This is a genomic window from Enterobacter sp. BNK-8 (assembly GCF_048685095.1).
GTDB lineage: Bacteria > Pseudomonadota > Gammaproteobacteria > Enterobacterales > Enterobacteriaceae > Enterobacter > Enterobacter quasiroggenkampii.
Genome location: NZ_JBLQTN010000001.1, coordinates 1,967,165 through 1,979,668, shown reverse-complemented (window position 1 = coordinate 1,979,668; position 12,504 = coordinate 1,967,165). Strand labels below are relative to the sequence as shown.

At 57.2% G+C, this 12,504-nt stretch carries 10 protein-coding genes; 6 read left to right on the top strand and 4 right to left on the bottom strand.

What is annotated here, in order from left to right; all coding sequences use genetic code 11:
- The first annotated feature begins 5 nt into the window (after nucleotides 1–5).
- Complete coding sequence (locus tag ACMGGU_RS09550) at nucleotides 6–1,001, top strand: DUF2891 domain-containing protein (RefSeq protein WP_420300481.1); 996 nt, start codon at nucleotides 6–8, stop codon at nucleotides 999–1,001.
- A gap of 46 nt (nucleotides 1,002–1,047) precedes the next feature.
- Here ACMGGU_RS09550 and ACMGGU_RS09545 read toward each other — a convergent pair whose 3' ends face one another.
- On the bottom strand, nucleotides 1,048–2,463 hold the full coding sequence (locus tag ACMGGU_RS09545) for an MFS transporter (RefSeq protein ID WP_223540519.1): 1,416 nt from the start codon (nucleotides 2,461–2,463) through the stop codon (nucleotides 1,048–1,050).
- A gap of 117 nt (nucleotides 2,464–2,580) precedes the next feature.
- On the opposite strand from ACMGGU_RS09545, the gene ACMGGU_RS09540 reads away from it, so the two are divergent.
- Complete coding sequence (locus ACMGGU_RS09540; protein ID WP_420300480.1) at nucleotides 2,581–3,486, top strand: LysR family transcriptional regulator; 906 nt, start codon at nucleotides 2,581–2,583, stop codon at nucleotides 3,484–3,486.
- 3 nt (nucleotides 3,487–3,489) lie between these two features.
- Here the strand turns inward: ACMGGU_RS09540 and ACMGGU_RS09535 are convergent, their stop codons facing one another.
- Together ACMGGU_RS09535 and ACMGGU_RS09530 are read right to left on the bottom strand one after the other, a co-directional pair.
- Entirely contained in the window at nucleotides 3,490–4,944 is a 1,455-nt protein-coding gene (locus ACMGGU_RS09535; RefSeq protein WP_262822792.1) for a Cu(+)/Ag(+) sensor histidine kinase, read from the bottom strand.
- Nucleotides 4,934–5,617, bottom strand: coding sequence for a copper/silver response regulator transcription factor (locus tag ACMGGU_RS09530; RefSeq protein WP_045910575.1), 684 nt, complete (start codon nucleotides 5,615–5,617; stop codon nucleotides 4,934–4,936). The genes ACMGGU_RS09535 and ACMGGU_RS09530 overlap by 11 nt, the downstream gene beginning before the upstream one ends.
- A 162-nt stretch (nucleotides 5,618–5,779) precedes the next feature.
- On the opposite strand from ACMGGU_RS09530, the gene ACMGGU_RS09525 reads away from it, so the two are divergent.
- From ACMGGU_RS09525 to silA, 4 genes are read left to right on the top strand one after another with little or no spacing between them, the layout of a single operon-like run.
- Nucleotides 5,780–7,165, top strand: coding sequence for an efflux transporter outer membrane subunit (locus ACMGGU_RS09525; protein WP_420300479.1), 1,386 nt, complete (start codon nucleotides 5,780–5,782; stop codon nucleotides 7,163–7,165).
- Nucleotides 7,166–7,189: 24 nt separating this feature from the next.
- Nucleotides 7,190–7,531, top strand: coding sequence for a cation efflux system protein CusF (gene cusF / locus ACMGGU_RS09520; RefSeq protein WP_045910573.1), 342 nt, complete (start codon nucleotides 7,190–7,192; stop codon nucleotides 7,529–7,531).
- Nucleotides 7,532–7,542: 11 nt separating this feature from the next.
- The gene (locus ACMGGU_RS09515; protein WP_417929153.1) at nucleotides 7,543–8,793 is read left to right on the top strand and encodes an efflux RND transporter periplasmic adaptor subunit; all 1,251 of its coding nucleotides are present in this window, start codon (nucleotides 7,543–7,545) and stop codon (nucleotides 8,791–8,793) included.
- A gap of 10 nt (nucleotides 8,794–8,803) precedes the next feature.
- Nucleotides 8,804–11,944, top strand: a complete 3,141-nt coding sequence (silA, locus tag ACMGGU_RS09510; RefSeq protein ID WP_420300478.1) for a Cu(+)/Ag(+) efflux RND transporter permease subunit SilA — start codon at nucleotides 8,804–8,806, stop codon at nucleotides 11,942–11,944.
- 41 nt (nucleotides 11,945–11,985) lie between these two features.
- On the opposite strand, the gene ACMGGU_RS09505 is transcribed toward silA, so the two are convergent.
- A complete protein-coding gene (locus ACMGGU_RS09505; RefSeq protein WP_420300477.1) occupies nucleotides 11,986–12,432 on the bottom strand; it encodes a hypothetical protein in 447 nt (148 codons plus the stop codon).
- Between the last annotated feature and the right edge of the window lie 72 nt (nucleotides 12,433–12,504).

Sequence of the window (12,504 nt, the reverse complement as noted above, 5' to 3'; positions counted from 1 at the left end):
CTGTCATGGAATTAACGCAACATCAGGCCGACGCGTTTGCCCGCATGCCTTTGACCTATTTGCGCCAGGAATACCCGAACCACATTATGCACCTGCTGAATGATGATGGTGACGTTCTGCCGCCGCGCGAGCTGCATCCCATTTTCTACGGCTGTTTTGACTGGCATTCGGCGGTGCACGGTTACTGGCTGCTGCTGCGCTGCGTGCGCCTCTATCCAGAATTACCGTGCCGGGAGGCGATCGTCGCGCTTTTTGACGAGCACATGACCGAAGAGAACGTGGCGAAGGAGTTGGCCTATTTTACCGCGCCGTTCCGCGCCTCGTTTGAGCGACCGTATGGCTACGGCTGGCTGCTGGCGCTGGCTCAGGAGCTGAAGCAGTCGTCGCTGCCGCAGGCCGCGGGCTGGTACCAGACGCTGGCGCCGCTCACCCAGGATATTCGCAACCGGCTGGTAGATTACCTCGGTAAGCTCACCTATCCGATCCGCGTTGGGACGCACTACAACACCGCGTTTGCCCTCGCGCTGGCGCTCGATTACGGTCGCGCAGTCGGAGACAAGGCGCTTGAACAGGCGATTCTGGCAGCGGCGGAGCGGTTTTATCTCGCCGACACGCGCTATCCGGCTCATTATGAGCCCGGCGGAGACGAGTATATTTCCGGCGCGCTGACAGAAGCGCTGCTGATGAGCAAGGTGGCTGAAGATTTCCCGGCCTGGTTTGACGCGTTTCTGCCGGAGGTGGGCGCGGTTACGGCACTGATGAACCCGGCGGAAGTGAGCGATCGTACCGACCCGAAAATTGCCCATCTGGACGGGTTAAACCTCAGCCGTGCGTGGTGTATGAAGCACATTGCGAAAGCGCTTCCAGCCAGCCACCCGGCGCAACCGGCATTGCGCGAGGCGGTGACGAAACATCTGGCCGCCAGCGTCGGGCATGTGGTCGGCAGCCACTATAGCGGCGGGCACTGGCTGGCGAGTTTTGCGCTGCTGGCGCTGGAGTAAACAAACGCGCCGTCTTTCTTGCCGGGTGGCGCTGCGCTTACCCGGCCTACATTGTGCAACGCTTGCCTGTAGACCGCGCAGGGCGCAGCCTGCTCAGGCTAAATACCACCGAACCCGTCGAGGCGATAACGGCTAGCCACAGTGCAACCTGGATAGCATGTTGATGGTCCCATCCAGCCGCTGCTCCCAGCAGCACCCCCACCACGGCGGCGCCGAGACACTGGCCGAATGTCCTCACAATCGATAACACGCCGGAAGCATAGCTGGCATATTCCCGCGCGACGTTAGCGAGCATTTCCCGGTTATTGGGGCTCTGGAAGCAGCCAAAACCAATACCGCATACCAGGCTGCGCAGGCAGATATTCCACACGGAAGGATTCTCCGGCAACGTGGCCAGCAGGACCAACCCACCGACAAAGACGATAAGCCCGAGGGTCGAGATCAGCGGCGCGGAGATCGTATCCGCCCAGCGACCCGCGTGCGGCGCGATAAGCACGATGCCAATCGGCCATGGGGTAAACAGCAGCGCCGACACCACCGGGCTGTAGCCATACACGCTCTGAAACAGGAACGGCAGCGCGACAAACGTGATCCCCTGGCTCACAAACGAGGCCAGCGAGGTCAGCGCGGCGAGGGTGAAGCGCCCGTTGCTGAACATCACCGGTGGCAGTAACGGATGTTGCGCGCGCCGGATACGCCAGGTAAAGGCGAAGGCGCTGACCAGCGCGAGAACGCCCCAGCAGACGGCCTGCCGGTTAATGTGTTGCGTCACGTGCTGAAGGCTGTCGGCCATCATGATTGCGGAACCTAACAGGACGGCGGAGAGCACGGCGCCTGGCGCGTCAAAGGGAGTGCGGTCAACGGCCGATTCCCGCGGCAAGGCCCGCCATGCCAGCAGCAGGGCGATGCTGCCCGGAATAAGGTTAATGGCGAACAGCCATTGCCAGCTCAGGGCATCCAGTATTGTTCCGCCGAGTACAGGGGCTATCGCCGTGCTGGAGGCGATAAGCAAGGCGTGCAGCCCCAGAATACGGCCCAACAGTCGGCCCGGAAAAACGGACCGCAGGATCGCCGGGGCGATGCTCAGGGTCGCCGCGCCGCCGATGCCCTGCAGAATTCGCATCCCGGTTAACATTTCCGGCGTTGTTGCCAGCGCGCAGCCCAGCGAGGTGAGCGTAAAGGTGGCAAGCCCGGCCAGAAAGATTGGGCGATAGCCCACGCGGGCCGCCAGCGCCGCGAAGATGGCCAACGTCATCGCCGCTGACAGCAGATAACCGTTGGCGAACCAGACCGCAACGTTCGCGGGGACCTGCATCGCGCTTGCCATGGAGGGGAGCGCGATGTTGATCATGGTACCGTCAAAAACGCCCATCAGCGTGGTGGTCATAACGGCGGCCATCACCCTGGCACGTTCATGTCCGGGTAAACCTTCATCGCCGGGCTGGTTTGAAAAGAGCGTCATCGTCGTTACTCCGAATAAGAATCGTGATGACGAAACTATAATCATGCGGTATACAGGGCGGAAGACGCAGCATTTGCACTTAATGATTGCACGTAACGCCATATCTGAGGAGCCATCGTGTCCGATCCTGATTTTAACCTTCTGGTTGCGCTCGACTTGTTGCTGGCAGAAGCCAGCGTGGCGGGCGCGGCGCGACGTTTGAACCTGAGCACCTCCGCCATGAGCCGCACCCTGAGCCGGCTGCGGGAGGTGACCGGCGATCCGATCCTGGTGCGGGCCGGTCGTCACATGGTGCTGACGCCCTGGGCCGAAGCTACCCGGGACCGCGCCAGAAGCGCCGTGCACGAGGCGAGGGCGGTGCTGCAGCCCTCCACCGACGCGCTGAAGGTGGAAAACCTCGAACGGCTGTTCACCATCCGGGCCAACGACGGTTTTGTGGTGGCGTTTGGGCCTCTGCTCATTGCTGCGGTGGCGAGCGTTGCGCCCGGGGTGTGCATCCGCTTCTCACCGAAACCGGAAAAAACGTCGCGCTACTTGCGGGAGGGACTTGTCGATCTGGAGATTGGCGTGCAGGGCAACATGGGGCCTGAAATACGGCTGCAAAGGCTTTTCCAGGATCGGTTTGTTGGCACGGTGCGCAAGGGGCATCCGCTGTCAGAGCAGCCGGAGGTCAGCCTGAGTGACTATGTCGCCTGGGGGCATGTGGTGGCCTCGCCGGACGGATCGCTGCACGGGTTTGTCGATGAGGCGCTGGCGGAGCGCGGGATGAAGCGCAAGGTCGCCAGCGTGGTGCCCGGCTTTCCGACGGCGTTATCCGTGGCGCTGGCCTCCGATCTGATTGCCATGGTGCCGGCGTTATACCTGCTCAATCAGGCGATGACCGAGCGCGTGCACGTTTTTGAACTGCCCTTTAAGACCCGCACTATTACGGTATCCCAGATGTGGCATCCGCGCATGGAACGGGACCCGGCGCATCGCTGGCTCAGGGAAAAGGTCCTTGAAGTGTGCCGCGCGGTTTGCTGACGTTCAGAGCACTTTCCCCGGCACGGTGAGGATGAAGCGCGTCGACACCGCATCCGATTCCACGCGGACTTTTCCGTGGTGTGCGGTGACGATGGACTTCACGATGGCAAGCCCAATGCCGCTGCCTTCACCTTTACGCTGCCTGGACGGATCGACGCGATAAAAACGGTCAAACAGCTTCGGCAGATGCGCCTGCGGGATCGGCGTACCGGGGTTTTCTGTCACCAGCTCAACGTCGTTATCCTGTTTTCGCAGTGAGACCGTCACCGTTTTGCCCGCTGGCGTATAGCGCAGGGCGTTAGATAACAGATTATTGATGGCCCTTCTGAACATCTGCGGATCGCCTTCTATCAGGCAGGGCATCCCGTTGAATGTCAGCGCGATGTGGCGTTCTTCCGCCCAGGCCTCGAAGAAATCAAACACCTTCATGACTTCGGCGCTTAAATCAAACATCACCCGATCCGGGATGAGCTGATTATTATCGGCCTGTGCAAGGAACAGCATGTCGCTGACCATGCGGGTCATCCGGTTGTACTCTTCCAGACTGGAGTACAACACATCCTCCAGCTCCTTCGGAGAACGGTTCTGACTCAGCGCGATTTCGGTTTGCGTCACCAGGTTGGTGATAGGGGTTCTGATTTCGTGCGCGATATCGGCGGAAAAGTTAGCCTGACGGGTAAAGACATCTTCTATCTTCTCGATCATCTGGTTAAAGGAGATGACCAGTTGTTCCAGTTCAACGGGGACGCGGGACGGCTCCAGTCGTGCATCCAGGTTTTCGGAGGTGATGTTTTTAATGGCGTTGCTGACGTTACGCAGGGGCAAATGTCCCTGACGCACTGCGATGCGGATGACAAGAATAATCAGCAGGCTGATAACCGCGGCAATCGCCAGAAGGTTTTTTTTCAGCGCCTCAAGATAGTGGAGATGAAAATTAATGGAGAGCCCGATCAGCATGACGTAGTCCTGGGTTTTGCCCTGCAGCGTCGCCGTGCCTGAGGAGGCGATAATCCGGTACGTTTCCATTTTCATGTCGGACCCGGCATGCATCGGGTTGGCCGGGTCTTCTACCGTCCAGAGAAACACATCCTGTGCACGACGGTGTTCGCTAAAGTCCGCCGTCTTCATTGCCGGGCGCAACGCTGCCCCTTGCGTCGAGCTGAACAGGGTATTGCCCTGCGGATCCAGAAGCAGGACGGCCACGTTGCGGTAACTGGCGATCGACTCTTTGATCTTACTGATTTTCTTTTGGTCGGGATCTGCCGGTGAGTGCAGAATGCGGTGCATCGCGGTGCTGATCTGCTGAAGGTCGCTGATATCCTGCTCGGCAAAGTGCTTCTCAACGGAGTGCAGCATGAACCAGGTAAAGGCGAAGAAGGCCAGTATGGTGGAGAGGCTGATAAAAAAGGTCAGCCGCAGCGCAAGAGAGAACGGGCGTCGGAGGGGCTTAACGCGCATCCGGTACCTCCAGCATATAGCCCACGCCGCGCACCGTCTGGATCAGCTTCGGTTCAAAGTCATTATCGATCTTTGCGCGCAGCCGCTTTACCGCCACGTCAATCGCGTTCGTGTCGCTGTCAAAGTTCATGTCCCATACCTGGGAGGCAATCAAGGAGCGGGGTAACACTTCCCCCTGATGGCGCATGAAAAACTCCAGCAGGCTGAACTCCTTGCTGGTGAGCACAATCCGACTTCCGGCCCGGCTGACCTTTCTCGACACGAGGTCAACCGTCAAGTCAGCCACCTGAAGCTGGCTTTCTGCGATCACCGTATTTCCGCGTCTTAACAGCGTCCTTACCCGGGCGAGCAGCTCGGCAAAGGCGAATGGCTTAATCAGATAATCATCTGCGCCCAGCTCAAGCCCTTTAACCCGGTGTTCAATCGTACCGAGAGCCGTCAGAAGCAGTATGGGCATCCCTTTGCCGGCAGAGCGGAGCATGCGGACAATATCCCAGCCGTTCACATCGGGCAGCATGATGTCGAGAATCAGCAGATCGTATTCAGCGGTCATGGCGAGATGGTAGCCGTTCAGGCCATTATCAGCGTGGTCCACGACAAACCCCGCTTCAGTGAGTCCCTTGCTGAGGTACTCACCGGTTTTCATTTCGTCTTCAACGATCAGTATTTTCATTATGCTCCCCAGAATGGCTGCTGATGACATTCTATGGCGCCCGCCACCGTTCACAATGACTTACGTTAAAAATGACAACATTGTCATTATCCCGTCACCCGTCAAACAGAAAGCGTTCAGTAGAGTAGCCCTAAAAATACTCTGGACTTCATTTGAACCGTTATGTTCCTGATAAAACGACTTAGCATCAGTACGGTATTTATCCTGGCAGGCTGCGTCTCGCTGGCTCCCGACTATCAGCGCCCGGCGTCACCGGTCCCCCAGCAGTTTTCGCTTTCACGCAACGGCCAGACGCCCGCGGTGGCGGGGTATCAGGACACCGGCTGGCGCACCTTTTTTGTCGATCCGCAGGTAGCCGGGTTGATTACGGAAGCCCTGAACAATAATCGCGATATAAAAATGGCCGTCCTGAAGGTTGAAGAGGCGCGGGCGCAGTTCAACGTGACGGAGGCGGACCGTTACCCGCAGCTGAACGGATCCGCGGGTATCACGTACAGCGGGGGACTGAAAAGTGACAAACCGGCTTCTCAGCAGTACGACGCGCGTCTTGCGCTCAGTTACGAACTCGACTTTTTCGGCAGGCTGAAGAACATGAGTGAGGCTGACCGACAGAACTATTATGCCCAGGAAGAGGCCCGTCGCGCCGTGCATATCCTGCTCGTCTCTAACGTGTCGCAGAGCTATTTCAACCAGCAGCTGGCGTATAAACAGCTGCGTATCGCGCGGGAAACGCTGGAAAATTACCGGCAGTCTTATGCATTCGTTGAGCAACAGCTGGTGACGGGCAGTACGAACGTACTCGCGCTGGAGCAGGACCGGGGACAGATCGAAAGCACGCAGGCAGAGATTGCCAAACGTGAGGGGGAGCTGGCGCAGGCCAATCATGCCCTGCAGTTGCTTCTCGGGACGTACCGTGCGCTGCCGGGCGACAGTGGAATGAACGCCAGCGATATTGCGCCGGTAAAACTCCCGCCTCATCTTTCCTCAGAGATACTACTGCAGCGCCCGGATATTATGGAGGCGGAGTATCAGCTTAACGCGGCCGATGCGAATATCGGCGCCGCGCGTGCCGCCTTTTTCCCGTCGATTTCCCTGACCAGCGGGCTTTCCACAGGCAGCACGGAATTATCCAGCCTCTTCACCGCGGGCAGTGGGATGTGGAATTTTATCCCTAAAATCGATATTCCCATTTTTAATGCGGGCAGGAATAAGGCCAACCTGAAGCTGGCTGAAATTCGTCAGCAGCAGTCGGTCGTGAATTACGAACAGAAAATACAGGCCGCCTTCAAACAGGTCGCCGATGCGCTCGCGCTGCGGGACAGCATTAACCAGCAAATTGACGCTCAGCGTCGTTATCTTGATTCGCTCCAGATCACGCTCCAGCGTGCCAGAGGATTATATGCCAGCGGTGCGGTCAGTTATATCAACGTGCTGGACGCGGAACGTTCTCTTTACTCCACCCGCCAGACCCTTCTCGACCTTATTTATGCCCGACAGGTTAATGAAATAACGCTCTTCACTGCCCTGGGCGGCGGTTGGGTCGAATAACTGTACTTAAAGAGGAAACTAAAAATGCGTAATTCACTTAAAGCCGTGGTATTCGGTGCGATCGCCGTGACGTTTTCTGCCGGCCTTCAGGCTGAGGTTCATCAGCACGAGGCGATGAGCGCCGCCCGTGAAGGGGCCGCAGAGCAGGTTATTACCGGGACCGGTATCGTGAAAGACATTGATCTCACCAATAAAAAAGTCACGATTTCTCATGAGGCCATCCCGGCGATTGGCTGGCCCGCGATGACCATGCGTTTCACCTTTATTGAGGCCGATGAGAGCATCAACGCCTTAAAGGTCGGCAGTCACGTTGATTTTTCATTTGTTCAGCAGGGCAATATCTCTTTACTAAAGAGCATTAAATAGCGAGAAACGGCATGGCCTCATTAAAAATAAAATACGCTGCCATGATAGTCAGCAGCCTTATTGCCGGAGGGCTGATATCCGTGACGGCGTGGCAGACACTTTATTCATCTGTAAAAACAGCAAATAGCGTTGCGGAGAGAAAGGTCCTTTTCTGGTATGACCCGATGAAGCCTGACGTGAAATTCGACAAGCCCGGTAAATCACCGTTTATGGATATGGATCTGGTCCCAAAATATGCGGACGAAAATGACGATAAAAGCGGCGGCGGTATCCGTATCGATCCGACGCAGGTCCAGAATTTAGGATTAAAAACGCAAAAAGTGACGCGCGGAACGCTGAGTTATGCCCAGACGATCCCGGCCAACGTCAGCTATAACGACTATCAGTTTGTCATTGTGCAGGCGCGTGCGGATGGGTTCGTTGAGAAAGTCTACCCGCTGACGATCGGCGATAAGGTGAAGAAAGGCACCCCGCTGATTGATATTACCATTCCGGACTGGGTCGAAGCGCAGAGCGAGTTCCTGCTGCTCTCCGGCACCGGTGTAACGCCCACGCAGATTAAAGGGGTTCTGGAACGGCTTAGGCTGGCGGGTATGCCGGATGAGGATATTCAGCGGCTGCGTGCGACCCGCACTATCCAGACCCGGTTTACCATCAGGGCGCCCATCGACGGGGTGATCACGGCATTTGACCTGCGCACCGGGATGAATATTTCGAAAGATAAGGTCGTGGCGCAAATTCAGGGGATGGATCCGGTCTGGATCGGCGCGGCGGTCCCAGAATCGATTGCGTATCTGCTGAAAGATACCTCGCAGTTTGCTGTTTCGGTACCGGCCTGGCCGGATAAATCCTTCCCGGTTGAAAAGTGGAGTCTTCTGCCGAGCGTGGATCAAACCACCCGTACGCTGCAGGTGCGCCTGCAGGTCTCCAACAAGGATGAGCTGCTGAAACCTGGCATGAATGCCTACCTGAAGCTGAATACCCAAAGTCAGGAAATGCTGCTGATTCCGTCTCAGGCCGTTATCGATACCGGCAAAGAGCAGCGCGTTATTACCGTTGACGCTAACGGGAATTTTGTACCGAAAAGGATCCACGTTCTGCATGAATCTCAGCAGCAGTCCGGCATTGGTATTGGGCTGGAAGAGGGGGAGTCAGTCGTCGTCAGCGGTCTGTTCCTGATTGACTCGGAGGCCAATATTACCGGTGCGCTGGAGCGCATGCGCCACGCTGAAACCCCTGACGACGCCCATTCTGGCCATTAAGGAGACGATGATGATTGAATGGATTATCCGGCGGTCAGTGGCTAATCGTTTCCTGGTTATGATGGGGGCGCTGTTTCTCAGCGTCTGGGGGACATGGACCATCATCAACACCCCGGTTGATGCCTTGCCCGATCTGTCTGACGTTCAGGTGATTATCAAAACCAGCTATCCCGGCCAGGCCCCGCAGATTGTTGAAAACCAGGTGACCTATCCACTCACCACCACCATGCTGTCGGTTCCCGGCGCTAAGACCGTGCGCGGTTTTTCGCAGTTTGGTGATTCGTATGTCTATGTCATTTTTGAAGATGGCACTGATTTGTACTGGGCCCGTTCGCGCGTGCTGGAGTACCTGAACCAGGTTCAGGGCAAACTCCCTGCTGGCGTGAGTTCCGAGATCGGCCCGGATGCCACCGGCGTGGGCTGGATATTTGAATATGCGCTGGTGGATCGCAGCGGAAAACACGATCTCGCCGAGCTGCGCTCATTGCAGGACTGGTTCCTGAAGTTTGAGCTGAAAACGATCCCGAACGTGGCCGAAGTGGCCTCCGTCGGCGGCGTGGTGAAGCAGTATCAGATTCAGGTTGATCCGTTAAAGCTGGCACAGTATGGCGTCAGCCTGCCGGAGGTTAAGCAGGCCCTTGAGTCGTCTAATCAGGAAGCAGGGGGATCGTCCGTAGAAATCGCGGAAGCGGAGTATATGGTGCGGGCCAGCGGCTATCTGCAGACCATCGATGATTTCAATCACATCGTCCTGAAAACCGGCGAGAACGGCGTACCGATCTATCTGCGTGACGTTGCCCGCGTACAAACAGGGCCGGAAATGCGCCGCGGTATTGCCGAGCTGAACGGGCAGGGGGAAGTGGCGGGCGGCGTGGTGATCCTGCGTTCGGGTAAAAACGCGCGCGAGGTCATCACGGCGGTGAAAGATAAGCTGGAGACGCTGAAGGCCAGCCTGCCGGAAGGCGTTGAGATTGTGACCACCTACGATCGCAGCCAGCTCATCGACCGGGCCATTGATAACCTGAGCGGCAAGCTTCTCGAAGAGTTTATCGTGGTGGCCATCGTCTGTGCACTGTTCCTCTGGCACATTCGCTCAGCGCTGGTGGCGATTATCTCTCTGCCGCTTGGCCTGTGTATTGCCTTCATCATCATGCATTTCCAGGGGCTGAACGCCAATATTATGTCGCTCGGAGGTATTGCCATTGCCGTCGGTGCAATGGTGGATGCCGCCATCGTGATGATTGAAAATGCGCATAAACGGCTGGAAGAGTGGGATCACCAGCATCCGGGGGAACAGATTGACAACGCCACCCGTTGGCAGGTGATCACCAGTGCCTCCGTTGAGGTGGGGCCAGCCCTGTTTATCAGCCTGCTGATCATCACCTTGTCGTTCATTCCCATCTTTACCCTCGAGGGTCAGGAAGGGCGGCTGTTTGGTCCACTGGCCTTCACGAAAACGTACGCCATGGCGGGCGCGGCCGCGCTGGCCATCATCGTGATCCCCATTCTGATGGGATTCTGGATCCGGGGTAAAATCCCTGCCGAGACCCGTAACCCGCTGAACAGACTGTTGATTAACGCCTATCATCCACTTCTGATTCGGGTGCTCCACTGGCCTAAAACAACCCTGCTGGTTGCGGCATTATCCATCTTCACGGTGATCTGGCCCCTGAGCCAGGTGGGTGGCGAGTTTTTACCGAAGATCAACGAAGGCGATCTGCTGTATATGCCCTCGACATTGCCAGGCGTGTCTCCGGCAGAAGCGGCGGCGCTCCTGCAGACCACGGACAAACTCATCAAAACCGTGCCTGAGGTAGCGTCGGTGTTTGGTAAAACCGGTAAAGCCGAAACGGCCACGGATTCCGCGCCGCTCGAAATGGTCGAAACCACCATTCAGCTTAAGCCTGAGGATCAGTGGCGACCCGGCATGACGATTGACAAGATCGTTGACGAGCTCGATAAGACCGTTCGTTTGCCTGGCCTGGCGAATCTCTGGGTTCCGCCCATCCGCAACCGCATCGATATGCTTTCAACCGGGATTAAAAGCCCCATTGGTATCAAGGTGTCAGGTACCGTTCTGGCTGATATCGACGCCACGGCGCAGCGCATAGAGGCAGTCGCCAAAACGGTGCCAGGCGTGGTGTCTGCCCTCGCTGAACGTCTGGAAGGCGGGCGCTACATTGATGTCGATATCAACCGGGAGAAAGCCTCCCGCTATGGAATGACGGTGGGCGACGTGCAGCTGTTCGTCTCCTCGGCCATCGGCGGCGCGACGGTGGGGGAAACGGTGGAAGGCGTGGCCCGCTACCCGATTAATATTCGTTATCCTCAGGACTACCGGAACAGCCCGAACGCGTTGAGGCAGATGCCGATCCTGACGCCGATGAAACAGCAGATCACGCTGGGTGATGTGGCGGATATCAACGTGGTTTCCGGCCCCACGATGCTAAAAACGGAGAATGCCCGACCTGCAAGCTGGATTTATATCGATGCCCGCGGCAGGGATATGGTGTCCGTAGTGAACGACATTAAAACGGCCATCAGTCAGAACGTGAAGCTGAGGCCGGGTACCAGCGTGTCATTCTCCGGACAGTTTGAACTGCTCGAACACGCCAACAAGAAACTGAAGCTGATGGTGCCGATGACGGTGATGATCATTTTCATTCTGCTCTATCTGGCGTTCCGTCGCGTGGATGAAGCGTTGCTGATCCTGATGAGCCTGCCGTTCGCGCTGGTCGGCGGGATATGGTTCCTCTACTGGCAGGGTTTTCATATGTCAGTTGCAACCGGCACCGGGTTTATCGCCCTGGCCGGGGTGGCGGCAGAATTTGGGGTGGTCATGCTGATGTATTTGCGTCATGCCGTAGAAGCACATCCAGCATTGTCCCGCCAGGAAACGTTCACCGAAAAGGGGCTTGATGAGGCGCTTTATCATGGTGCCGTGCTGCGCGTGCGGCCAAAGGCAATGACCGTCGCGGTGATCATCGCGGGTCTGCTGCCCATTCTCTGGGGGACCGGCGCAGGGTCAGAAGTTATGAGCCGGATAGCGGCCCCCATGATCGGCGGGATGATTACAGCACCGCTGCTATCGCTGTTTATTATTCCTGCGGCGTATAAGTTAATTTGGTTGCGCAGACATAAAAAGCCATAAAAAAACCCGCCGGTAGCGGCGGGTTTTTACGGGATGAATGCTTAGCGCGCCTTGCTGATCAGTTTGCGCCAGGCTCTGTTATGCAGAGTAAATAGCAGCATCTTATAGAAAGCGGTAGAGAAGATGCAGCTGCCGCTAAGCCCCAGCATGACAGTACTCACCATCGCAGCGGTCAGACTGACGCCCGGAGCAGCGCTACCGCTCAGCGCGGCCAGCAGATAGGCTGCCGTTAATACCAGACTCATCACCGCCAGCGTAAGATGTAACCGCACGGCGCGCATGCTGCCTTTGCCAATCATAAACATCGTCACGCCGTTGATGCCTGCGAACAGTAGGGCGATCAGCACAACCCACACGAATACGCGTTCGGCTGGCTGGCCGAGTGCGGCGAGTACGCTATAGCCCAACCACAGCTGAGGAATCGCGAAGCTGACAATTACCCCGAGAGTACTGATTGCCGCCGGAATACCCATGGTGTGTAGACCCACAGGTTTGCCCATTTCTTCAGCCAACTGAGTCTTTAGCTGTTGCAGCTGTGTCGGGGAGGTATTGCTTATGCT